Below are 22543 nucleotides of genomic sequence, written 5' to 3' on the forward strand. Positions count from 1 at the left end.
CGGCTCATCCTTGGCAACGGGCCGATCCTATGGCTGTGACGCGCGGAGGCAAGGGCTCAGGCGCTTGCTGCTTGCTGTCCGCCGGCATTCCAGGAGGCGGCGGCGATGCCGGCGGCCGCCAGCGAGGCGACGACGCCGATCAGGGGCAGGGCGGCATAGCCCCAGTCGGCCTCGAGGGCGAAGGCGCCGACCGAGGCGCCCAGCGCAATGCCGATATTGAAGGCGGTCGGTACCAGTGGCGAGGCGAGGTTGGGCGCATCGGCGGCGGCCTTGAGGATGCGGGTCTGGGCTGGGGCACCGAAGCCGAAGCTGAGGCCGGACCAGAGCAGGATGCAGATGCCCATGGCGATGGCATTGCCGCCGACCAGCCAGATCAGGCCGTAGACCGCTGCCACGGCCAGCAGCATGCCGACCAGCACCGGCATCAGCTTCCAGTCGGCCAGGCGCCCGCCCAGCAGCACGCCGCCGGTCGAGCCGACGCCGAAGAGCAGCAGCAGCCAGGGTACGGTGTCGAGCGACACCTGCGTCACCTCGGTGAGGTAGGGCGCGATGTAGGAGAACAGCGAGAACTGCGCCACCATGGCGACCATGACGACGAGGAAGGTCATCCAGATGGCCGGCCGGCCGAGGACGCGGATCTCGTTGCCGAGGCTGGCGGCGGCGCGCTGTTCGGCCGGGGCCCTGGGGACCAGCAGGGCGATGGCGGCGACGGCCAGCAGACCGAGGACGCCGACAGCCCAGAAGGTCATGCGCCAGCCCAGCGCGTTGCCGATGGCCGTGCCGGCGGGCACGCCGATGATGTTGGAGACGGTGATGCCGGCCAGCAGCAGGGCGATGGCCCGGCCGGCCTTGCCGGGTCCGGCGATGCGGGTGGCAGTGATGGCGGCAACGCCGAAATAGGCGCCGTGGCCGATCGACACCAGCAGCCGTGCGCCCAGCAGCAGGGTGTAGTCCGGCGCCAGGGCGCAGAGCACCTGACCGGCCGTAAAGACGCTGAACAGCAGCAGCAGCGCCGTTTTTCGCGGCACTCGCGCCAGCAGGAGCGTGACGATCGGGCCGCCGATGGCGACGCCGATGGCATAGGCCGAAATCAGCAGCCCGGCGGTCGGAATGCTGACGCCGAGGTCGATGGAAACATCGGGCAGCAGCCCGGCAATGACGAACTCGGCGGTGCCGATGCCAAAGGCGGCAAGGAAAAGGGCGAGAATCGGCAAGGGCATGATCGGCTCGAAAAGAGATATAAAGATTTCTTTATATCTGTGATCGAGCGGATGGCAACCGGGTGTCGCACCGTCAGGTGCCGGCAGCCGGCAGCGCGCGCCTTTCCAGCCGGTAAGAGAGCGCCGCCGTGCCCGCCGCCAGGAGCGCCGTCACCACCGGAACCGCCGGCAGGTCGGCATAGGAGACACCGGCATCGAGCAGCATGGCGCCGAGCAGCGCGCCGATGGCGATGCCGATATTGAACGAGGTGGAAATCAGCGACGAGGCAAAGTTGGGCGCCTCGCGCGCTGCATGCACGACGCGGCTCTGCAGCGGCGTGGAGAAGGCAAAGCCGGCAACGCCGCTGGCAAACACGGTGATCGCCATGCCCACCTTGTCGTGCATGGTGAACAGCATGATGAAATAGATCACCGATTGCAGCACCAGCACCGCAATCAGCGCCGGCATCGGCTTCCAGTCGGTGAACTCGCCGCCCAGCCAGATGCCCATGACCGAGCCGACGCCGCCCAGCAGCAGGAAGAAGGGCAGGATATCGGGGGTCACGTGGGTGATGTGCATCAGCAGCGGCACCGAGTAGGTGGCGTAGCAGATGGTGCCGATCATGGTCAGGCAGATGGTGACATAGGAGAGCCACACTTCCTGGTGCCGGATGGCCCGCAGCTGCTGGCGGAAGCTCGCGTGGTGGTTTTCGCCATGCGGGGTCGCGGGGAGCCTGAAGATGATCACCAGGGCGGCAATGGCGCCGATGGCGGCGACCGCCAGAAAACTCATGCGCCAGCCGAACTGCACGGCAATGGCCGTGCCACCCGGCAGGCCGAGGAGATTGGCGACGGTGATGCCGCCCACGAACAGCGAGAAGGCCTTGCCCCGGCGCGCCAGCGGCACCAGTTGCGCCACCACCACGCTGCCGGCACCGAAGAACACGCCATGGGCGATCGACGACAGCAGCCGCGCCAGCAGCAGCAGGCCATAGTCCGGCGCCATGGCGCAGAGCACCTGCGCCACCGAGAAGGTCACCATCACGGCGATCAGCACGTTGCGCTGGGAAAAGCGCGCCGTCACGATGGTCAGCAGCGGTCCGCCGATGGCGACGCCGACGGCATAGGCGGTCACCAGCAGCCCCGCGATGGGGATGGTGACATCCATGGCAACGGCGACGGGCGGCAGGATGCCGGAGATGATGAATTCGGCCGTACCGACGGCAAAAGCGGCAAGGGCGAGGGCATAGACAGCAAATGGCATAAGCAGGCGTCCGGAAGGGAGCCGCAAAGGACCAGTTTCCCGTTGCCATTGCAAGCAGATGCCTTGGAAGCGGGTCGGCACAGGCATAGGTTTGCTGTACCGTTCCCAAGGAGGCTGCCATGGCCATTTCATCCGATACCAAACGGCGCTGGGCGCTGATCACCGCGCTGCGCGGGGTCCTGCTGCTGCTCGCAGGGCTTTATGCGCTGATCTGGCCGGCCGAAGCGCTGACGGTGCTGGTGCTGTTCGGCGGCGCGCTCTTGCTGATCGACGGCGTGCTGGGGCTCTGGAGCCTCACCTTCGGCGGAGCGAAGACCGGCAATTTCTGGTTCGACGTGGCGCGCAACGTGCTCGCCATCATCACCGGCGTGCTCATCGTGCTGTCGCCCATGCTGGCGACGCTGCTGACGGCAACCATCCTTATCTATATCCTCGCGTTCCAGGCGATTCTGGTGGGTGTGATGGAAATTGCCGTCATCATCCGCGAACGCGCCCATTACGCCCATATCTGGCCGGTGCTGCTGTCGGGCGCGCTTTACGTGCTGTTCGGCGTCGCCCTGCTGTTCGCCCCGGTGTTCGGCGCCCTGCTGATCGTCACCCTCTCGGCCATCCTCGCCATCCTCTTCTCCCTCGGCCTCTTCGCCCTCGCCTGGCGGATCTTTCAGTCGAGCAAGGGGTCAACAGCGGTCTGAGGGGGCGGGGTTCACTTCATCAGTTTTCCTCCTACCGCCTTCTCAATCATCCACCCTCCCCCGTCCGGGGGGGGGGGGGAGAGCCTCGATTGCGCTGCTTCCCCCACCCTTGCTCCCTCCCCGCAAGGCGGAGGGTGACGACTTCAGGCGCCGCTCAACCACCGCCGCCAAGCTGCTGCAGCGCCCGCGCGCCCGACCTCGTCCTTCGACAGGCTCAGGATGAGGTCTTTGATGTACTGACGGTGGCTCTTGCCCCGATACCCTCATGGTGAGCCTGTCGAACCACGAGGGGTGAGCCACCAAACCTCTCCAAATCCCTGCCATCTGCCGTTCAGCCTGCAGCAAACCCGTTCAGAGGGCAGACAGATTGCCTCTCCCACCGCCCCCTCCTCCTGCCTTCTGGCACGGCCGCGGAAGAGCAATGGTGTCCATCGACCGGGAGCCCTCCCTCCCTTCTCCCCTTGCGGGAGAAGGTGCCCGAAGGGCGGATGAGGGGTCGTGGCAAGGCCACAGCTCCTCACGTCGTGTGGAGCTGCGACGTCACCACGTGTTGCCTACCCCTCATCCGGCGCTACGCGCCACCTTCTCCCGCAAGGGGAGAAGGAAACCGGGAGATCGACGTCTCCTGCCCCCAGCTATCTCAGTCGGTCCACCCTCCCCCTTGCGGGGAGGGTCGGGGAGGGGGGTGAGAGCCCCGCCTCGTGCTGCTCCCCCCACCCTTGATCCCTCCCCGCAAAGGGGGAGAGACGACTGCAGGCGCCGCTCAACATTTTCTCACGCCGCACCGGCCCTGCTGCGTTCCCGACCTCGTCCTTCGACAAGCTCAGGATGAGGTCTCTGAAGTGCTGACGTTGCGGCTCTCGCCCCAACACCCTCTTGGTGAGCCTGTCGAACCACGAGGGGTGAGCCACCATGCCTCGCCGATCTTCCTCCAAATCCCTGCCATCTGCCGTTCAGCCTGCAGCCATTCCGTTCAGACGGCAGACAGACTTATCCCCGCGCGATCGCACCGCGTTACACTTCCCCCATCGCCGCCCCGAAACGCGAGATCATGACGAGTGATTGGGGGGACGAGGCCGGGTGGTCCGGATGTCGGTCCGGATCAGGCCAAGCCGGGGAGGGTGTGCAGGCCCAGGTGACCTGCCGCCTTAATTTGCTGCCGCGGGCGGACGTCTGTCGTGTTCGCCCAAAGGGGTCGGACTGGAGAAACGCGAAGAGCGTGGTCCGGTCGAGACGGCGACCCTGCGGCGGAGGGGCGATCCGCAAATGCCCTGATTCTTTCCGGTGCACGCCGAAAATCCCGGTGACAACGGCGGAGCCGAGCTCCAGCCGGGCGCATCTATCCGCGTCCGGCATTCGAACCATCGACGGGCTCTGCTCCGCCGTTGTTCGCGACTGCCATCACAACCGGAGGCGGCAACGCCGGCCGGGGTGTTGGTGCGCCCTGTGGAAACGCAAGCGTCCTGATGACTTCGGGGCCGGCAGCGCCTAGTTAGGTCACATGCGCTTTTCCGAGAGCTTTCTTGACGAGATCCGGAACCGCCTGCCGATTTCGCAGGTGGTGGGTGAGTACGTCATCTGGGACAAGCGCAAGAGCCAGCCGCAAAAGCAGGATTACTGGGCCTGCTGCCCGTTTCATGGCGAGAAAAGCCCGAGTTTTCATGCCGATGACCGCCGGGGCATCTACCATTGCTTCGGCTGCGGGGTGACCGGCGATCATTTTCGCTTCCTGACCGAAAATCGCGGCATGAGCTTTCCCGAGGCCGTGGAAAAGCTCGCCAATCAAGCCGGCGTGCCGATGCCGGCGCGCGACGAGCGCGAGGAACGTCGGCAGGAGGCGCGGCGCTCGCTCTACGATGTGATGGAACTGGCGGCCGGCTATTTCGAGGCGGCGCTGCTGCACAATGTCGGGGCGCGGGCGCGTGGCTACCTGCATGAGCGCGGCGTCAGCCCGCAGAGCCAGGCGCGCTTCCGCATCGGCTTTGCGCCCGACAGCCGCAACGGCCTCAAGGAACATCTCGCCAATAACGGTGTCTCCGCGCAGGAGATGATCGACACGGGGCTGGTGGCGCAGCGCGAGGGCGATCCGCTGACCTATGACCGGTTCCGCAATCGCGTCATGTTCCCGATCACGGACCTGCGCGGCAAGGTCATTGCCTTTGGCGGCCGGGCGCTCAGCCCCGATGTGCCGGCCAAATATCTCAATTCTCCCGAGACCGAGCTCTTTCACAAGCGGCTGACCCTCTATAACGGCCAGACGGCGCGGGACGCGGCGCGCGACGGCAAGCAGGTGATCGTCGTCGAGGGCTATCTCGATGTGATTGCGGCGGTTTCGGCCGGCTTCGAGGGCGCCGTGGCGCCGCTCGGCACGGCGCTGACGGAAGATCACGTCAACCTGCTCTGGCGCATGAGCGAGCAGCCGGTGCTGTGCTTTGACGGCGACTCGGCGGGCCAGCGCGCCGCCGAACGCGCCGCCGGGATCATCCTGCCGCTGCTGCAGCCCGGCCGGACGGTCAAGATCGCCACGCTGCCCGAAGGCCAGGACCCCGACGACCTGATCAAGTCGCAGGGCAGGGCGGCCTTTGCCGATGTCATCGACCGGGCGCGCTCGCTCTCGGACGTGGTCTGGAGTCTGGAGACCGGCGGCATGGTGCCCGAAACGCCGGAAGCCCGGGCGGCGCTGGAGGCGCGGCTGCGCGCCCGCTCGCAGTCGATCGGCGACCAGTCGGTGCGGCGCCACTATCAGCAGGCGTTCGACGAAAAGCTGCAGGCCTTCTTCCAGCCGACGCGACAAAGCCGCTGGGAAGGCCGGCAGCGCGACAGCCGCGAACGCTACGGCAAGTTCGGACCGGCCCGCAGCGGCCGCGGCACGCCGCGTGTGGTGGTGTCGGACACGCTGCGCAACTCGCGGCTGATGAAGCCCGGTCGCGTGCCCGAGGCGACACCGCGGGAGGCGGCGATCATCGTGGCGCTGATCAACCACCCGCAACTGGCCGAAAGCCGCATGGAAGCCCTGGCCGAGCTGGAGTTCGCCAGTCCGGCGGCGCGCGGCGTGCTGATGTCGCTGCTCGAACTGGTGACCCGCAACCACGATATTTCGGGCGAGGATCTGTCGGCTGCGCTGGGGGCACGCGGATTTGGCGAAAGCATCGAGCGGATGCGGCAGGTGCTGCGGTCGCAGGGGGTCTGGCAAAGTGGCGCCGAGATCGCCGAAATCGACGCCGAGACCGGATTAAGGCACGCGCTGGCCTTGCATTACAAATCGGTTGAGCTAAATAGGGCACTCAAGGCAGCCGAATTGGCGCTGGGCGAAGACCCGAGCGAAGAAACCTTCGAAAGGCTGCGGGACATCCAGAACCAGATTACCACCGTCGATGGCACAGAAGCATTGATCGAAGGGTTTGGTTCGTTATCTGGACGCGCGACACGCAGCTTCTGATGAGCGGCGGGTACGCGCGATTTCGCATATGGGCGAATCACTCCATATGCACGGGTGACGAACTCGTGACGGCAACGCTAGACCTAGCCAGCCGTGCAGCCTTTACGATGCATTGAGCCATGCCCACTTACAGAGTATCGGCGCCCGATCCAGGCGGGCCCCCCGGAGCAAAGAGCTAGATGGCGACCAAGGCAGCAACCAAGACACAGAAAGACAACGAGAAGCCGGAGGCCGGTCAGTCGACCGAAGCGCCCGACAGCCCGCTGCTCGACCTTTCTGATGCCGCGGTAAAAAAGCTCATCAAGACCGCCAAGAAGCGCGGCTACGTTACCTATGAAGAACTGAATGCGGTGATGCCCTCCGAGGAGGTCACGACCGATCAGATCGAGGACATCATGGCGATGTTCTCGGACATGGGCATCAATGTCGTCGACGAGGACGAGGTCGAAGAGGCCGAGCCCGACAACGCCGAAGAAGAATCGACCGAAGTCGCCGAACGCACCGGCACGGCCGTCGCCTCCAAGTCCAACGCCCGCGAAGGCTCTGACCGTACCGACGATCCGGTACGCATGTACCTGCGCGAAATGGGCTCGGTGGAGTTGCTCAGCCGCGAGGGCGAAATCGCCATCGCCAAGCGCATCGAGGCCGGCCGCGAGACGATGATCGAGGGGCTGTGCGAAAGCCCGCTGACCTTCCAGGCCATCATCATCTGGCGCGACCAGCTCGCCGCTGCCGAAATCCTGCTGCGCGACATCATCGATCTGGAAGCCACCTATGCCGGTCCCGACGCCAAGCAGGCGGCGCCCGTGGTGTCGCCCGATCTGGTCGATCTGAAGGCCGCTCCGGCGCCCGAAGCGTCCAAGTCCGAAAAGCCCAAGGCCAAGCGCGCCGGTGGCGAGGATGACGACTACGTCCCCGAGGAGCCGCAGGCCCCGCAGGACCCGGTCGAGGACGAGGACGACGATTTCGAGAATTCGCTGTCGCTCAGCGCCATGGAAGCCGAACTCAAGCCGCAGGTCGTGGCCACGTTCGATCGCATTGCCGAAGCCTATGGCAAGATGCGCAAGATCCAGGACAAGCATGTCGAGGACATGGCCAATGCCAAGGCCATGGCTGCGCCCGAGGCCAAGCGGCTCGACACTTTCCGCGGCGAAGTCATCACCGATGTGAAGTCGCTGTCGCTCAATACCTCGCGTATCGAAAGCCTGGTCGAGCAGCTCTACGACATCAACAAGCGTCTGGTGCGGCTGGAAGGCCGGCTGCTGCGTCTGGCCGAAAGCTATGGCATCAAGCGCGAGGACTTCCTCGAGGCCTATTACGGCTCGGAGCTCGACCAGACGTGGGAAGCCACGGTTGGCCAGCGCACCGGCAAGGGCTGGGGCGAATTCATCAAGCGCGAGCTGGACACCGTCAAGGATATCCGCGGCGAAATCCAGACGCTGGCCAGCGAGACGGGCCTCGATATCAGCGAGTACCGCCGCATCGTCCACAAGGTGCAGAAGGGTGAGCGGGAAGCCGCGATCGCCAAAAAGGAGATGGTCGAGGCCAATCTTCGCCTCGTGATTTCGATCGCCAAGAAATACACCAATCGCGGCCTGCAGTTCCTGGATCTGATCCAGGAAGGCAATATCGGCCTGATGAAGGCCGTCGACAAGTTCGAGTACCGTCGCGGCTACAAGTTCTCGACCTATGCCACCTGGTGGATCCGGCAGGCGATCACCCGCTCGATCGCCGATCAGGCGCGCACCATCCGTATTCCGGTGCACATGATCGAGACGATCAACAAGATCGTCCGCACCTCGCGCCAGATGCTGCACGAGATCGGTCGCGAGCCGACCCCCGAGGAGCTCAGCGAGAAGCTGCAGATGCCTCTGGACAAGGTGCGCAAGGTGCTCAAGATCGCCAAGGAACCGATCAGCCTCGAGACGCCGATCGGCGACGAGGAAGATTCCAACCTTGGCGATTTCATCCCGGATTCGAATGCGGTGCAGCCGATCGATGCGGCCATCCAGTCGAACCTGCGCGAGACCACGACCCGCGTGCTGGCGTCGCTGACGCCGCGCGAGGAGCGTGTGCTGCGCATGCGCTTCGGCATCGGCATGAATACCGACCACACGCTCGAAGAGGTCGGCCAGCAGTTCTCGGTGACGCGCGAGCGCATCCGTCAGATCGAGGCCAAGGCGCTGCGCAAGCTCAAGCATCCGAGCCGCAGCCGGAAGCTCCGCAGCTTCCTCGACAACTGATCCAGAGGGCCGCTTCGAGCGGCCCTTTTTCGTTTCAGCAGACGGCTGTTCTGTCCAGCCGCTTGAAATCGTCGAGGATCTGCCGGGCCAGCGCGTCATCCACGGGACGCGAGATCGGGCCAATCGAGCTGGTCTCGATGTAGAACGGCACGTAGCGAAGGCAGCCGAAACGGTCGGCGACCGTGGCGAGGCAGCCGTAATCGTAAGCCTGGTCGCGCCGACGGTCCGTATGCAGGCGACACTGCACCTCGCCCTGACGCAAGAGGCCCGCCATCTTGCTGGCTGCGCCTGTGGCGTCATAGACCGTATTCTGTCCTGCCGGGTTGAACAGGCGCTCGAACGCCTGCCGCGCTGCGATGCCTGTCGGCACCGTCGTCTGCTCGTAGGTGAGGGCGATGAGGGTGAGCGCAGCCACAAAGCCGGTGCCGACCCAGCTGAGGACGCTGCGGTTCTTGCGCAACAGTTCGGCGGTCTGTTTGTGGCGTGTCCGGGTGGCTAATGTCTGCACGGATTTCATCCCCCGCCGTTCGGTGCGGCCCTATTATGAATGGGCGACTGAATTGCTGATGAACGGCACCCCCGGTACGCTGGGGCTGCCACCCCCCGGGGGGTGGCGGAATGCAGGGAGGGGAGGCCGGAATGGACAAGCTCGACTTCAAGGCCCTGATGAAGCCCTACCGGCGGCCGCCGGCGGGCAGCTTCGAGGTGGTGGAGGTGCCGCCGCTGACGTTCCTGATGATCGACGGGCATGGCGATCCGAACACCGCCGCCGCCTACAAGAACGCCGTGCAATGGCTCTTCACGCTCAGCTACACCATGAAGTTCCAGTCCAAGGCCGCCGGCCGGGATTATGGCGTGGCGCCGCTCGAGGGCCTGTGGTGGGCCGAGGATGAATCGCGTTTTGCCGACACTGACCGCAGTGAATGGCTCTGGACCATGATGATCATGCAGCCCGACTGGATCGACGATGCGGCATTGGCCGGCGCCATGCCCGGGGTCCGGAAGAAGCTGGGGGAACCGCCGGCAGGTCTGAGGCTCGGCCGGTTTGAAGAGGGGCTGTCGGTGCAGACGCTTCACATCGGGCCCTACAGCGCCGAAGCGGACACTATCGCCCGGCTGCATCGCGAGTTCCTGCCGGCCAACGGGCTGGTCGAGAGCGGACACCACCATGAGATCTATCTCAGCGACCCCACCCGCACGGCGCCCGAAAAGCTCAAGACCATCCTGCGACAGCCGGTGAAGCGGCGTTGAGACAGGGGCCGGCAATTGCCCGGTGGGGACTGGCGCGGTAGGGTTTCGGGATTCGGGAGCACAATCAGACATGCCATCGCCGCAGGCGGAAGCCATCATCGCCGAAATGCAGGCCCAGCCCCTCGACATGCTACCGACGATCGAAGACGAGCGCCGGGCCGAAGAGGAGCGGGCCAAGGGCAGGAAACTGCCCGAGGGTTCGCTCGTCTCCGGCGTCAGCCTGAACGGCGTACCGTGCGAATGGGTCGAGCGGGTCGACAGCGATGGCCACATCATCCTGCTCGTGCATGGCGGCGGGTTCTGTGCGGGGTCACCGCGCACGCATCGCCAGCATGCCGCGCGACTGGCGCAGGCGACTGGTGGCCGGGTACTGGTGCCCGATTATGCACTGGCTCCGGAGGAGCCGTTCCCGGCAGGTATAGAGGACGTCGTTGCCGTCTATGCGGCGCTGGCCGAGCAGGGCGTGGCGGCAGGGGATGTGGTGATGCTCGGGGACTCGGCGGGTGGCGCGGTTGCCCTCGGGGCGCTGCTCAGGCTGCGCGAACTGGGTGCCCCTATGCCGCGGGGACTGGTGCTCGAGTCGCCCTGGCTCGATCTGACGCTCTCGGGTGCCAGCCACACGGCCAACCAGCACCATCCCAATCCCCGCGCCGCAGAACTGCGGCGGGCCGCCGCCTGGTACGCGCCTACCGACCTGCACAGCTCGCCCCTGGCCTCGCCCTTCCATGCCGACCTCGGCGGCCTGCCGCCCATGCTGGTGCAGGTCGGTGGCAATGAGGTGCTGCTGGACGATGCCGCCGGTATCGCGGAACGGGTCAGGGCTTCAGGTGGCTCAGTCCGTCTCAGTGTCGCCCCAGGACTTTGGCACGTCTATCAACATTCCGATTGCCCCGAGGCGCGCGATGCGATTGAAGAGGTCGCAAGTTTTGTCCACTCGCTCGCCGCTGACGAATAGGAGTTTGCCATGTCCTTCTGGAAGAACCTTTTTGGAGGCGGAAGCGATGCAGGGGCCAAGGAGCCCGAACTGGGTGGTGAGGAGTCCTACAAGGGGTTCACCATTCGCGCCAAACTGATGCAGGTGGGGAGCGAGTATCAGCTGGCCGGCCGGATCGAGAAGGAAGTCGACGGCGAGCTCAAGACCTACGAGTTCGTCCGCGCCGACCGCTTCAGCTCGAAGGACGACGTCCAGAGCTACGCCATCGCCAAGGGCCGGCAGATCGTCGACGAGCAGGGCATCTCCCTGTTCCAGCAGAGCTGGCCGAACAAGCCGAACTGATCCGGCGGTCCCCGCCTCGCCAGACCGAAATCAATCCCCGCATTTTGCGGGTGCGCTATCCTGCGCATATCTGACCGCAACAGCTGGAGCCTTCCAATGGCCAAGAAGCCGACGCCGCGCACGGATTTCGTGCTCTTCGACATCGTTTATGAGGACGGAAGCCAGAGGTCCAACCGCAAGGTGCCGGCCGATCTGCTGGGCGGCCTCGACCGGGACGAGCCGGCCCGGACGTTCATCATGGAACAGGATCAGGCAATCGCCGAGAAATCGGGCATGCCGCCGCTGGCCATCAAGACGATGAAGCGCTCAGGCTCCAAATAGCTCTAGCGGGTGAGGTCGAAGGGCAGGGCGACCGTGCTCTGCGCGCCGCCGAGAGGGATGGACTGCCCTTCAAGCGCCAGCACAAACAGGCCAAACGCCACGATGCCAAACACAACAAGTGTCTCCGCGATCCAGTTGCGCCGGGATCGGGGGGTGTGGGCGTGATGATGAGCGTGCGCGGTTCGCATGGTCCTGCTCCAAACCGGCCGGTTGCTGAGGAATGCCGGTTCTTAACAAAACGTTTCGCATGTGGTTTTGGCTGCAGCGCGACCAAGATCAGGCAGAATTGAGGCGGCGCGACTATCCAGCGGCAGCCCGTCTAGCCGGCAAGGGCCTTGTCGATCGCCGGCTTGACGACCGTCCCGAGCAGTTCAATGGCCTTCATGACCTTTGCGTGCGGGATGGTGCCCACCGACAGCTGAAGGCCAAAGCGGTCGTGCCCGAACCACTCGTGCTGCATCAGGATCTTGTCGATCACCTGCTGCGGAGAGCCCATGAAATAGGCGCCCTGCGGGCCGGCGCCGGCCTCGAACTGGGCGCGCGTCGTCGGCGGCCAGCCACGCTCGCGACCGATGCGGCTCATGGCTTCGTGGTGGGCCGGAAACGCCGTATCGAGCGCCTCCTGCGAGTTCTCGGCGATGAATCCGTGCGACGCGATGCCGATCGGCAACGCGGATACATCGTGTCCGCTCTTTTCAGCGGTACGCCGATAGAGTTCGGCAAATGGCGCAAACTGCTGCGGATTGCCGCCGATGATCGCGATCATCAACGGCAGGCCGTAATAGGCTGCTCGCGCAACGGAATTGGGCGTCCCGCCGACGGCGATCCAGAGCGGCAGGGGATCCTGCACGGGCTTTGGGTAGATTTCGAGCCCGGGGATGGGCTTGGTGTGGTCACTGCCGGGCCACTCGACCTTGCCGCCCTTGCGGATTTCGAGCAGTTCGGCCAGCTTTTCCTCGAACAGGTCGTCATAGTGGGCCAGTTCGTAGCCAAACAGCGGGAAGCTCTCGATGAACGAGCCGCGCCCCGCCATGATTTCGGCGCGACCGTTGGAAATCAGGTCGAGCGTGGCAAATTGCTGCCAGACGCGGATCGGATCCTCGGAGCTGAGGACAGTCACGGCGGTGGAGAGGCGAATGGTTCTGGTGCGTGCAGCTGCGGCTGCCAGCAGGGTGACGGGCGAGGAGGCGACGAAGTCCTGGCGGTGGTGCTCGCCCAGCCCGTAGAAATCGAGCCCGAGCTGATCGGCCAGCTCGATTTCTTCGAGCAGGTCCTTGACCCTCTCGGCAGGCGACTGCAGCGCGCCGCCATTGAGCGGATCGGGTGTATTCTCTGCAAACGAATAGAGTCCAATCTGCATGACGAGCATCCCTTGTTACTGGCCGGTAGATGGCGGCAAGTCTGCCGGGCCGCAAGAGAGCACAGGCGTGTAACCGGTGTTTGCCAAGCCAGCGGCCACCTGTACAAAAGCATAGAAGCACCAGGCACAAGGCGCGCAGGACACCATGGCCCTTCTTGATGAAATCGATCGCAAACTGCTGGCTCTGCTGCAGGAGGATGACCGGGTGCCGGTGGCCGAGCTGGGCAAGGCGATCGGCGTCGCGCCCTCCACTCTCAACGACCGCATCCGTCGGCTGGTGCGGCAGGGGATCATCACCGGCTTCCATGCCAGGGTGTCACCCGAAAAGATCGGTCTGGACCTGCTGGCCTATGTCTTTGTGGGCTGGAGCGACCCGCTCACCGAGCAGAAGTTTCTTGTCCGGGTGGCTGCATCGCCGGAAGTGCTGGAGTGCCATCACGTCACCGGCGCGTGGAACTACCTGATGAAGGTGCGCCTATCCACCACCCGCGATCTGGAGGCATTTCTTTCCGGCGTGGTGAAGGACGTGCCCGGGTTGCAGCGCACCGAGACTTTGATCGTGCTGTCATCTGCCAAGGAGACGCAGACGGTCACCGTGCCGCAACCACCGGCCGAAAACGCACTGGATCCCTGACCATTGGCCAGGGACCCAGAGTAGTCACGTTTGGGGCGACGTCAGGCGTTACTGGACAGCCGGAGCCGCCGGAGCGGTTTCGGTGGCTGCCGGTGCCGGCGTCGTTTCGGCCGGTGCAGCAGCGTCATCGGCCGGGGCCGGTGCCATCGGCGTGGCTTCGGTGCCGGTCGCGGGGGCTTCCGTCATCGGAGCAGGCGTGGTGCCGGTATCGGCGGGTGCGGTGATGGCCGGGGTATTGTTGACATCAACCGAGGTTGCAGGCGTGGACGGGCCGGAATTGGCCGAGAACACCAGGTAACCGATCGCGAGCAAGGCAAGCGCAACGATGATACCTACAAACCAGCCGGTCGAGTTCGAACTCGCGGGTATAGACGGTGCGATTGGTGCCGTCGTTTGAATAGACGGTATCGCGTTCTGGGATAGCCATGGTGAAGCTCCTTTGTTTGAGTACCGTATGGCGTAGAAACGCGATGCTGTTTGAATTCGTTCCAGCTTGCTGAAGTGCTCGCAGTGATTGACGTAGCACGCTGATTGGCAAGGTTAATCGGCTGCCGCTGCCGGCGGTTGATAACTCTCGGCGAAGTAAATCTGCGGCTCGTAGATCACTTTTCCAAAGCGCGTGATGGCGAGTTGCTCGATAAGCGTGACCTGGGCGAAGGGGTTTCCGGTCTCGCTGATGGTGTAGAACGGGTCGGCGACAATGATGGCGGATTGGCCGGCATGCGCCTTGGGGTCGAACCAGAAGTCGTACTGGTCGTGGCGCGGGGACAGGGCGACGACGTCGGCGTCCTGCATGGCAAAGCCCAATTGGGCGGCTGTGCCGTATACCGTGGTGGCGACAAAGGCGTCGGGATGCTCGGCCTGAAGGGCCTCGACCCGCTCGGCAACCTCGTCCCAGCCGTAGGCGGATGCGGTCACCCAATGGAACTGCCCGAACAGCGACGCCACCGGCACGATGGTCTGGTTGACCAGCAGGAGGACACCGAACGCCAGGCCATAGGCGACATGCGTCCAGATCAGCCAGGACCGTCGCAGGGCCAGCGCCAGCAACGGCATGACCAGCAGGAAGGCGACAATGTTCCAGTAGAAGAACACCTGCACGAAAAACGCCAGCCCGACCATGGCGAGGCTCGATATACCGAGCAGCCACATGGCGAGATGCTTGGCCCGCGCCTCGAAGCCGGGGGCCGGCCGACGCAGGATCAGCCGCACAGTGCCGTAGACGACGACGGGGGAGAGGACGATGACGGTGATGAGCACAAAGAGCGGCAGCTGGGCGGGGCTCGCCTGCTGCGGGTCGACCCAGCGTTCGGCGAGATGGAAGCGGTAAGATGCAAAGCCCTCGGTCAGGTTCCACCAGAACACCGGTGCCTGCAGGGCAACGCTGAACAGTGCGGCCAGCCACGGATGCGGCGTTCGCAGCGAGGCTCGCATGCCGGGGTGAAAGAGCAGAAAGCCAAGGAAGGCGACGCCGAGAAACACGGCGTTATATTTCGTCAGCGTGGCGAGGCCGAGCAATGTCGCGGCGAGGTAGAGCCAGCCAAACCCGGCATCGTCGCGCTCGAAACGTTCGGCGAACACCAGCATGAAGTGTCCGGCCGCGAGGCACAGCGCGATCAGCAGGTGATCGTGAAAGGCGATCGACCCCATGGCGAGAAACAGCGGAGAGGCGAGATAGATGGCGGCGCTGCGCCAGAAATAGAGGGCCGGATCTGCCGGAGAAAGCCGTCTCGCCCAGTACCAGAAGATCCAGCCCGTGCTCGCCAGCGTCAACCAAGTCAGCGCCCGCAAGCCCACGAGGTTCCAGCCGGTCATGTGGCTGATGAGCCCCAGCAACCACGCATGCAGCGGCGGGTGATCGAAATAGGACAGGGCAGGGTGCTGTCCCCAGATCCAGTAATAGGCCTCATCGCCGATCGGCGGCATGACAAGGAAGATCCAGAGCTTGATGGCAATGAAAGCTTCGGTCGCGATGGCGAAGGGCAGCCACGCCCGGTTGCGCGCGATCGCGGGCATCAGAACTGTTCCTGGGTCGGCTGGTAATGCTCGCCCAGCCAGATTTCGTAGTCGGTCACCGGCAGGCCAAAGCGGCTCACAGAGACGGTGCGGAGCAGGGTCATGGTCGAGAACTGGGTCTGGGCAAAGCCGATGGGCCAGGCGCCATCGGCGATGATCAGCGCATCTCCGCCGGTCAATACCGCGCGGTCGGTCCAGAAATCATACTGGTCGGTCAGCGTGTTGAAGGACGTCACGTCGGAGGTCTGCAACTGGTAGCCGAGCTGCGCCGCATAGGTGTAGCGCGTCGCGGCCAGGAAGGCGTCCGGATGGGCTGCGCGCTCGGTGGTGACGGCCTGCGCGAGCTCGTCCCAGCCGAAGTTGGCGGATGTGCCCCAGTCCTTGGGACCGACGAGATTGGCCAAGGGGAACACCGCGAAATTGACTGTCAGGATGACTGCCATACAGAGGCCGAAGGCCGTGTGCAGCCAGAACAGCCATCGCTTGCCGAGATAGCGCCAGGCGACCGGAACGAGAGCCACGTAGCCGATGATGTTCCAGTAAAAATAGATGAAGACGAAGAACGACACGGCAAGGAAGACCAGCGTCGAGACCCCGAAGCCGGCAAAGGCGAAGCGCCTGGCGTTGGATTCGAAGCCGATGAGCCTCGGGCCGAACGGATAGCGGAAGAGCGCAATGGTCAGGAACGGCGAGAGGACGAGCGCGATATTGGCGAGGAAGACCAGTGGGTAGCCATAGGCCAGGCTATCGCCGCTGCCGGTCAGGCGGGTGCCCAGATGGAAGTTGAACGAGGCCATGCCTTCGGTGAGATTCCACCAGAGGACCGGCGCCTGCATTGCCACGCTGAGCAGGCCGGCAAGATAGACATGCGGGTCGCGCAGGAGCGGCCAGAAGGTGCGGCGCGATAGCACCATGGCGGCGAAAGCAAGTCCCAGAATGGCGCCGTTGTACTTGGTGAGGACCGCGAGGCCGAGAAAGATGGCGGCGAGGTAAAGCGGGCCATACCGGCGCATGCCGGCTTCCCACTGGGTGAGGAAGCCGAGGAAGAAGTGGGCCGAGATGAAGGCCAGAGCGATCAGGAGATAGTCGTTGAAGGCCATCGTGGTCATCAGCCAGAAGATGGGCGTCGCCAGGTAGAGGGTGGTTGTGCGCCAGAAATACTCGCGCGGGTCGTCGGGCATGATGCGCTTGGCCCACGACCAGAAGACGAGCAGCGTCGCAGCGAGGCAGACCCAGGTCAGCGCGCGGACGCTCCACCAATGCCAGCCGACGATCTTCTCCGTCAGGGCGAGCAGCCAGGCGTGCAGCGGCGGGTGATCGAAATAGGAAAGTTCGAGGCGCTGGCCCCACATCCAGTAGTAGCTCTCGTCGCCCATTGGCGGCACGGCGATGTCGAACCAGAGCTTGAGTCCGAGCAGGATCAGGACGACACCCTGCATGATCCGGCGGGAGGTCATGGGCGATAGCCCTTGCCCAGCAGGATGCGGAAACTGAATACGGTCACGCCAAAGCGCTCCACCGGCACGGTTTCGAGCAGTGATACACTCTCAAATCGGTCCTCAAGGTAGCTGCTCTCCGAGTCGCCATCGTTGTCGTCGGCCACAATGACATAATCGTCGCCGGCATGGGCGGCGGGCTCGAACCAGTAGTCGAACTGGTCGCGTTCGAACGACAATGCGGTGACGTCTGCGCGATGCAGGGCGAAGCCGATCTGGCTGGCGTTGGAGTAGCGCGTGCCCGCCAGTCGGGCGTCGGGGTGAGCGTCCAGCTGCGCGGCAACCCGACCAGCGACTTCGGTCCAGCCGAAATTGACGGCACTGCCGCCATCCTTGCCGCCGAACAGCGGCGAGATTGGCGCAATGGCAAAATTGAACACCAGCGCCAGCGCGAAGACCAGCCCCAGGAGCAGGTGCAGCCAGAGCTGGATGCCGCGTCCCACATGCGGCGCGAGCAGTGGCATCACGGCGATGAAGGCCACTATGTTCCAGTAGAAATAGGCGCCAAGGAAGACCGAAATCAGGGCGAGGCAGAGGGTGGAGACCGCGAGCGCCGACAGGGCCAGCGCTCTTGCCTCGGTCGCCGGTGCCTCCGCCGGTGTCACGACGAGGCGGATGATCGGCCAGACGAGGAAGGGGCCAACCGAAAGAGCGGTCACAAGCAGGAACGTGACCGGTGCGAACCAGTTCGCGGGGTGGGTGCCGCCCCACCGGGTGGCGAAATGGAATTCGTAGGACGAAAAGCCATGCGCAGTGTTCCAGGCGAAAACCGGGGCCTGCATGGCAATGGCCAGGAGTGCGGCAAGCCAGAGATGCGGGCTCTTGAGCAGCGGCCGAAGATCGCGGCGCACCAGGACGAAGAGCCCGATGCCGAGGCCGAACAGCACACCATTGTACTTGGTCAGTACGGCGAGCCCGAGAAGGATGGCCCCCGCATAGAGCCAGCCCCAGTGGTGCAATCCTGCCTTGAAGCCGTCGGCAAACACCACGAGGCACCAGGCGCTCGCCAGGCACAGCATGACCAGCAGATGGTCGTGATAGGAGACGAGCGTCATGGTGAAAAAGAGCGGAGACGCCAGATAGATAGCGGCCGTCAGCCAGAAGCGCTCGCCGGCGTGGTCGGGCGCCAGCCGACGGGCGAAGAGCCAGAACAGCCAGAGCGTGCCGCCGAGGGTGAACCATGTCAGGATGCGGGTGCTGAACGGCCACCAGCCGAAGAGCGAAACCACGCCGAGCAGCCAGGCGTGCAGGGGCGGGTGGTCATAGTAGGAGAGGTCGGGATCCTGGCCCCAGAACCAGTAGTAGGTCTCGTCGCCGAGCGGGGCGCCAAAGACATGCATCACCAGACGCAGGCCCAGAAACAGGGCGACAACTGTCTGCAAAGGTCGCGGCGACCGGCGGAGGGGCAGGGGTGTGGCGTCCGTCATCTCATGGCCGGGCTGGTCGAATGATGGAGCCATAAAGCAACTGACGCGCGAGGCAACCCCGCCCGCGTTAGTCATGCCATCGTGATGTTATTGCGCCGCGCCCGGGCTAGCGACAAAATATATCAAGTTTGAGGGAGAACTCATGATCAGTCGGGAGGCACGGGCGGAGCGGGATCGGCTGTTTGCCGAGCGCAAGCCGGAGCGGCCGCTTGAGCAGCGCCGCCGGGAGTGGGAGGCCGACGCGCGACTTGTCGTGCTGCCAAAGACGGCGCGTTTTTCGCAGCAGGTCGCCGGCGGGGTCGCCTGCGAATGGATGGAGACGCCGCGCGTGGCGCGCGACAGGGTCTTCCTGTTCTTCCATGGCGGCGGTTATAATGCCGGCTCACCCAAGACGCATCGGCTGCTTGCGGCAAATCTCAGCCGCGTCACCAACATGCGGTTGCTCCTGCCCGACTACCGGCTGGCCCCGGAACACCCCTTTCCGGCCGGCGTCAAGGACGCGCTGCTGGTCTACCAGTGGCTGCTGAACCAGGGCTTTTCGGAGAGCAATATCCTCGTGGGCGGGGACTCCGCTGGTGGCGGACTGGCCCTGTCGATGCTGCTGGCCTTGCGCGCCGCTGGCGCCCTAATGCCTAGGGCGGCCATCCTGCTGGCGCCGTGGACCGATCTGACGGTGTCGTCGGCAAGCTATGCCAAGCTGCGTCATCTCGATCCGATCATCACCCGCGAAGGTCTGCGCGAGGCCGGGCTGCTTTATGCCGGCAAGCGCGATCCGGCCGATCCGCTGCTCTCGCCACTGTTCGCCGATCCTGCCGGGTTGCCGCACATGCTCATTCATGCCGGTGGCGACGAGGTGATGCTCGATGACAGCCGGAAGTTTGCAAAGCAGGCCGAAAAGGCCAGCGTGCCGGTATCGTTCAAGATCTTCGAGGGAATGTGGCACGTGTTTCATACCGCCGGAATCGAGGTGCCCGAGGCGCGTCAAGCCATAGACGAGATCGGCGGGTTCGTAAGGGCACTTTACCACGCCGAGGTCACCGTCTAGTCAGCGCAACTGAAGGGTTGCGTGATATGAGTCTCGAGACGCGTGAAATGGTGTTTGTGGCGCTGGCCGATACCGGGCGCCGGCGGCTGCTGGATCGGCTGCGGCAGCGCAACGGGCAGACTCTGAGCGAACTCTGCGAAGGTCAGGCGATCTCGCGCCAAGCCGTCACCAAACACCTGTCGATTCTCGAGCAGGCGAACCTGGTGATCTCGGAAAAGCGCGGTCGCCAACGACTGCATTTCCTCAATCCGGTACCAATCCACGCGGTGGCGATGCGCTGGCTCAAGCTATTCGATGACCTGCCGCTGGACGTGCTGGCGGAAAACAAGGAAGGGCCGGAGTGATGCACTCCGGCCCTTCAGTTCTTGCGTCAGCAGCGCCTAGCGCTGGGTGACGGTGATCAGCGGCGTGATCCGCTTGATGGTAACGCGGCGGTTGAGTGCCTCGGGTCCCTCGGTCTTCACCTTCAGGTAGCGTTCGCCATAGCCCTGGGTCACCAGGTTTTCAGGCGGCACCTTGTAGAAATCGGTGAGGATCTGGGCAACCACGGCAGCGCGCTGATCCGACAGCACCAGGTTCGAGGTGTCGGAGCCCACCGCATCGGTGTGTCCTTCGATCAGGAACGTCTCTGCCGGGTTCTGGTCGAGCACGCTGAGCATGGCACGTGCCACCTTGCTCAAGGCACCGACCTGACTGGAGGAAATGGTTGCCTTGCCCGAGTCGAAGGTCAGGCCACCGATTTCCACGCGACGCACCGAGTCACGGACACGGGCCGAACGCTTTACTTCCTCAACCGAATAGATGCGGCGCACCTGCTCGACCGGGGGCTGCAGGAAGAAGGTCTCGACCTCTTCCTCATCGGCGAAGCTCACATCCAGCGTGTATTCACGCGCCGGGATGTTCAGACGCAGCGGCGGCAGGTCTGCACCGGGATCGATGAAGAAGCTGTCGGTGTCACCACGGTCATCGTCCTCGTCGTCATAGTAGGCGAGGATGTATTCACGGCCGTCCGGCGTGAAGCGCGAGCGCTTGAGCACGTCGCCCCAGCGATTGCGGATGGTGACGATGCGGACGCCGTTCGGCCGCACGATGGTCTCACGGGTCCGGCCGTTGCGCAGGTCCTCGTAGAAGATCCGGTCTTCATCCGGCCGGTACATGCGATCACGCTCCTGCTCAGGATTGTTGATCACGATGTTGACGCCAACCTGGAACAACACCGGCGACGAGGGCGCATTGTTGTTGATGACGGTGTTGTTGATCGTCGTGTTGTTGATGATGGTGACGTTCTGCGGCAACTCTGCCGGATCGGTGGCAGACGGAGCCAAGGCGATCGCCTGTTCGGAGACCGGCTGCCCCTGTTCCTCCTGAACCGACTTCACCTCAACCGGTGCCAGACGCGACTGGGCGTCGGCGTCGGATGTCGGCGGCGGAGCTTCCGGCTCGGCTGGCACTTCGGCAGCCTGCTGCTCGCCAGCGGCGACGCTGGTCTGCGTGTCCTTGGAGCTATCGAGCAGAGGGGCTGCCTCCTCCGCAGCAATCTCGACCGGCAGGGCCTCGACGGCGTCGGGAGTGACGTTCTCGTTGCTCGCGGGCGACATTTCCTCAGGCGCAGGCTGTTCTACAGGCTGCATCTGGGGAACTTCGGCAAGCGGTTCAAAGCCGAACTGCGCGAGGCAGGCCGCAATGTCCGTCTGCCCTGCGTTGGTGCAGATATCGGTGATCTGCTGCAGCGCAAAGTCGACCGTGCCCTGACCGTCGGCATCGCCGGCCTGCATCTGCTGGATGCCCGAGTTGTAGACCTCGATGGCGGTCGCAAGATCGGCCTGGGCCTGAACGGCAGGATCAACCGGGGGCGGTGCTTCGACAGCCATCGGCGTTTCAGCCGGGGCGGCCTCGGCGGGTTGCGCTTCCGGAGCGGGTTCTGCAGGAGTCGGCTCGGCGGCCGTAGCAGCGGGTGCCTCCTCTGCAGGCGCAGCCTCGGCCGGCTGCGGCAGGGCGGGCAGGTCCTGACCGATGCACGATGCGATGTCGGGATAGCCGTTGTCCGTGCAGAGCTGCAGGATGCGGGCTTCGGCACTGTCAGCCTTGGCCTGGGCGTCTGCGAAGTCGCCACCAGCGGCCGCCTGGTCGAGGGCGGCCTGATAGTCGGCGAGTGCAGCGTTCAGGTCATTGACGAACTGTGCCTGCACCTCTTCTGCCGACGGACCGGTGTCCTCGGCTGGGGCGGCCTGTTCGGCGGGTGCCGGTTCTTCGGCCGGCGCAGCCTGTTCGGCGGGTGCCGGCTCCGGCGCGGGCGCAGCTTCTTCTACGGGAGCGGCTTCCGCAGCGGGCGCGGGCTCCTCTGCCGGCGCTGCTTCCACTGCCGGGGCAGGTTCTTCAACAGGCGCAGGCTCTGCGGCCGGTGCCGGTTCTTCCGCCGGAGGCGGCGCTTCTTCGGCGGGTGCGGCGGGAGCAGCCGTGATCGCGGCAATGCACTCGTCAATGCTGCCGTAGCCGGCAACGATGCACTGTTCGGTGAAGGCGCCGAGGGCGTTGTCTGCGGCGGTTGCGTCACCCGATGCCTGAGCATCGACGTAAGCCTGATACGCGGCAGTCAGTTCGGCGCTTTGAGCCTGTACCGGAAGCGGTGACAGCGCGAGAAGGCCGAGACTGGTGCCGGTCAGGAGCCAGTTGCGAAGGCGCATGATGGGGTCCTTGTTTTTGAAGTCAGATGGATGAGAAGTGACGCAGTCTGGATGAACGGAACCTGAATGACTCCGAAGACCTCTTGTTATGTCCAGACTGGTGATGGAACTGCCCTAACGCCTCAGCAGACGCATGGTTCCCTGCCTCAAACCTAGCTCCGCAAAGATGGCGCCAGTTGGGCGGGCATGCTAGCGG

The 22543-nt window shown here is 64.5% G+C and carries 19 protein-coding genes; 10 read left to right on the top strand and 9 right to left on the bottom strand.

Translation table 11 applies throughout. The features are described 5' to 3' along the window. Nucleotides 1-56 precede the first annotated feature (56 nt). Together AC0L4C_RS11500 and AC0L4C_RS11505 are read right to left on the bottom strand one after the other, a co-directional pair. Complete coding sequence (locus tag AC0L4C_RS11500) at nt 57-1220, bottom strand: MFS transporter (RefSeq protein WP_473399717.1); 1164 nt, start codon at nt 1218-1220, stop codon at nt 57-59. Between the two features lie 73 nt (nt 1221-1293). Next, a complete protein-coding gene (locus AC0L4C_RS11505; RefSeq protein ID WP_473399718.1) occupies nt 1294-2463 on the bottom strand; it encodes an MFS transporter in 1170 nt (389 codons plus the stop codon). 119 nt (nt 2464-2582) lie between these two features. Between AC0L4C_RS11505 and AC0L4C_RS11510 the strand changes: the two genes are divergently transcribed. From AC0L4C_RS11510 to rpoD, 3 genes are all read left to right on the top strand, one after another. Beyond that, entirely contained in the window at nt 2583-3155 is a 573-nt protein-coding gene (locus AC0L4C_RS11510) for an HdeD family acid-resistance protein (RefSeq protein WP_473399719.1), read from the top strand. Nucleotides 3156-4656: 1501 nt separating this feature from the next. Next, nucleotides 4657-6594, top strand: a complete 1938-nt coding sequence (gene dnaG / locus AC0L4C_RS11515; protein ID WP_473399720.1) for a DNA primase — start codon at nt 4657-4659, stop codon at nt 6592-6594. A gap of 179 nt (nt 6595-6773) precedes the next feature. Then, the gene (rpoD, locus tag AC0L4C_RS11520) at nt 6774-8837 is read left to right on the top strand and encodes an RNA polymerase sigma factor RpoD (RefSeq protein WP_473399721.1); all 2064 of its coding nucleotides are present in this window, start codon (nt 6774-6776) and stop codon (nt 8835-8837) included. Between the two features lie 34 nt (nt 8838-8871). On the opposite strand, the gene AC0L4C_RS11525 is transcribed toward rpoD, so the two are convergent. Then, nucleotides 8872-9345, bottom strand: coding sequence for a hypothetical protein (locus AC0L4C_RS11525; RefSeq protein WP_473399722.1), 474 nt, complete (start codon nt 9343-9345; stop codon nt 8872-8874). Nucleotides 9346-9476: 131 nt separating this feature from the next. Here AC0L4C_RS11525 and AC0L4C_RS11530 point away from each other — a divergent pair, with 131 nt between their 5' ends. The 4 genes from AC0L4C_RS11530 to AC0L4C_RS11545 all read left to right on the top strand — a co-directional run bounded on the left by AC0L4C_RS11530 (nt 9477) and on the right by AC0L4C_RS11545 (nt 11685). Next, complete coding sequence (locus AC0L4C_RS11530; protein ID WP_473399723.1) at nt 9477-10088, top strand: GyrI-like domain-containing protein; 612 nt, start codon at nt 9477-9479, stop codon at nt 10086-10088. A gap of 70 nt (nt 10089-10158) precedes the next feature. Beyond that, nucleotides 10159-11043, top strand: coding sequence for an alpha/beta hydrolase (locus AC0L4C_RS11535; RefSeq protein WP_473399724.1), 885 nt, complete (start codon nt 10159-10161; stop codon nt 11041-11043). Between the two features lie 9 nt (nt 11044-11052). Beyond that, nucleotides 11053-11364: an HlyU family transcriptional regulator gene (locus AC0L4C_RS11540; RefSeq protein WP_473399726.1), complete on the top strand. Its 312-nt coding sequence runs from the start codon at nt 11053-11055 to the stop codon at nt 11362-11364. A gap of 96 nt (nt 11365-11460) precedes the next feature. Further along, entirely contained in the window at nt 11461-11685 is a 225-nt protein-coding gene (locus tag AC0L4C_RS11545; RefSeq protein ID WP_473399727.1) for a hypothetical protein, read from the top strand. A gap of 319 nt (nt 11686-12004) precedes the next feature. Here AC0L4C_RS11545 and AC0L4C_RS11550 read toward each other — a convergent pair whose 3' ends face one another. Beyond that, nucleotides 12005-13045, bottom strand: a complete 1041-nt coding sequence (locus AC0L4C_RS11550; protein WP_473399728.1) for an LLM class flavin-dependent oxidoreductase — start codon at nt 13043-13045, stop codon at nt 12005-12007. 145 nt (nt 13046-13190) lie between these two features. Here AC0L4C_RS11550 and AC0L4C_RS11555 point away from each other — a divergent pair, with 145 nt between their 5' ends. After that, a complete protein-coding gene (locus tag AC0L4C_RS11555; RefSeq protein WP_473399729.1) occupies nt 13191-13679 on the top strand; it encodes an Lrp/AsnC family transcriptional regulator in 489 nt (162 codons plus the stop codon). A gap of 48 nt (nt 13680-13727) precedes the next feature. Here the strand turns inward: AC0L4C_RS11555 and AC0L4C_RS11560 are convergent, their stop codons facing one another. The 4 genes from AC0L4C_RS11560 to AC0L4C_RS11575 form a co-directional block, all read right to left on the bottom strand. After that, a complete protein-coding gene (locus tag AC0L4C_RS11560; RefSeq protein ID WP_473399731.1) occupies nt 13728-13991 on the bottom strand; it encodes a hypothetical protein in 264 nt (87 codons plus the stop codon). Between the two features lie 228 nt (nt 13992-14219). Continuing rightward, nucleotides 14220-15695, bottom strand: a complete 1476-nt coding sequence (locus AC0L4C_RS11565) for a glycosyltransferase family 39 protein (protein ID WP_473399732.1) — start codon at nt 15693-15695, stop codon at nt 14220-14222. Continuing rightward, nucleotides 15695-17152: an ArnT family glycosyltransferase gene (locus tag AC0L4C_RS11570; RefSeq protein WP_473399733.1), complete on the bottom strand. Its 1458-nt coding sequence runs from the start codon at nt 17150-17152 to the stop codon at nt 15695-15697. The genes AC0L4C_RS11565 and AC0L4C_RS11570 overlap by 1 nt, the downstream gene beginning before the upstream one ends. After that, nucleotides 17149-18573, bottom strand: a complete 1425-nt coding sequence (locus AC0L4C_RS11575) for an ArnT family glycosyltransferase (RefSeq protein ID WP_473399734.1) — start codon at nt 18571-18573, stop codon at nt 17149-17151. Before AC0L4C_RS11575 ends, AC0L4C_RS11570 begins: the two co-directional genes overlap by 4 nt. A 187-nt stretch (nt 18574-18760) precedes the next feature. Between AC0L4C_RS11575 and AC0L4C_RS11580 the strand changes: the two genes are divergently transcribed. After that, on the top strand, nt 18761-19663 hold the full coding sequence (locus AC0L4C_RS11580; RefSeq protein ID WP_473399735.1) for an alpha/beta hydrolase: 903 nt from the start codon (nt 18761-18763) through the stop codon (nt 19661-19663). A gap of 47 nt (nt 19664-19710) precedes the next feature. Then, complete coding sequence (locus tag AC0L4C_RS11585) at nt 19711-20007, top strand: ArsR/SmtB family transcription factor (RefSeq protein ID WP_473399736.1); 297 nt, start codon at nt 19711-19713, stop codon at nt 20005-20007. A 36-nt stretch (nt 20008-20043) separates the two neighbouring features. On the opposite strand, the gene AC0L4C_RS11590 is transcribed toward AC0L4C_RS11585, so the two are convergent. Further along, nucleotides 20044-22347: an OmpA family protein gene (locus AC0L4C_RS11590; RefSeq protein ID WP_473399737.1), complete on the bottom strand. Its 2304-nt coding sequence runs from the start codon at nt 22345-22347 to the stop codon at nt 20044-20046. Nucleotides 22348-22543 lie beyond the last annotated feature (196 nt).

The organism is Devosia sp. J20-27 (genome assembly GCF_055808595.1).

What these genes read in the sequence shown, in the direction of transcription:
- AC0L4C_RS11500 (WP_473399717.1), bottom strand. Translation starts at nt 1,220, where the DNA reads ATGCCCTTGCCGATTCTCGCCCTTTTCCTTGCCGCCTTTGGCATCGGC.
- AC0L4C_RS11505 (WP_473399718.1), bottom strand. Translation starts at nt 2,463, where the DNA reads ATGCCATTTGCTGTCTATGCCCTCGCCCTTGCCGCTTTTGCCGTCGGT.
- AC0L4C_RS11510 (WP_473399719.1), top strand. Translation starts at nt 2,583, where the DNA reads ATGGCCATTTCATCCGATACCAAACGGCGCTGGGCGCTGATCACCGCG.
- dnaG (WP_473399720.1), top strand. Translation starts at nt 4,657, where the DNA reads ATGCGCTTTTCCGAGAGCTTTCTTGACGAGATCCGGAACCGCCTGCCG.
- rpoD (WP_473399721.1), top strand. Translation starts at nt 6,774, where the DNA reads ATGGCGACCAAGGCAGCAACCAAGACACAGAAAGACAACGAGAAGCCG.
- AC0L4C_RS11530 (WP_473399723.1), top strand. Translation starts at nt 9,477, where the DNA reads ATGGACAAGCTCGACTTCAAGGCCCTGATGAAGCCCTACCGGCGGCCG.
- AC0L4C_RS11535 (WP_473399724.1), top strand. Translation starts at nt 10,159, where the DNA reads ATGCCATCGCCGCAGGCGGAAGCCATCATCGCCGAAATGCAGGCCCAG.
- AC0L4C_RS11540 (WP_473399726.1), top strand. Translation starts at nt 11,053, where the DNA reads ATGTCCTTCTGGAAGAACCTTTTTGGAGGCGGAAGCGATGCAGGGGCC.
- AC0L4C_RS11545 (WP_473399727.1), top strand. Translation starts at nt 11,461, where the DNA reads ATGGCCAAGAAGCCGACGCCGCGCACGGATTTCGTGCTCTTCGACATC.
- AC0L4C_RS11550 (WP_473399728.1), bottom strand. Translation starts at nt 13,045, where the DNA reads ATGCAGATTGGACTCTATTCGTTTGCAGAGAATACACCCGATCCGCTC.
- AC0L4C_RS11555 (WP_473399729.1), top strand. Translation starts at nt 13,191, where the DNA reads ATGGCCCTTCTTGATGAAATCGATCGCAAACTGCTGGCTCTGCTGCAG.
- AC0L4C_RS11565 (WP_473399732.1), bottom strand. Translation starts at nt 15,695, where the DNA reads ATGCCCGCGATCGCGCGCAACCGGGCGTGGCTGCCCTTCGCCATCGCG.
- AC0L4C_RS11570 (WP_473399733.1), bottom strand. Translation starts at nt 17,152, where the DNA reads ATGACCTCCCGCCGGATCATGCAGGGTGTCGTCCTGATCCTGCTCGGA.
- AC0L4C_RS11580 (WP_473399735.1), top strand. Translation starts at nt 18,761, where the DNA reads ATGATCAGTCGGGAGGCACGGGCGGAGCGGGATCGGCTGTTTGCCGAG.
- AC0L4C_RS11585 (WP_473399736.1), top strand. Translation starts at nt 19,711, where the DNA reads ATGGTGTTTGTGGCGCTGGCCGATACCGGGCGCCGGCGGCTGCTGGAT.
- AC0L4C_RS11590 (WP_473399737.1), bottom strand. Translation starts at nt 22,347, where the DNA reads ATGCGCCTTCGCAACTGGCTCCTGACCGGCACCAGTCTCGGCCTTCTC.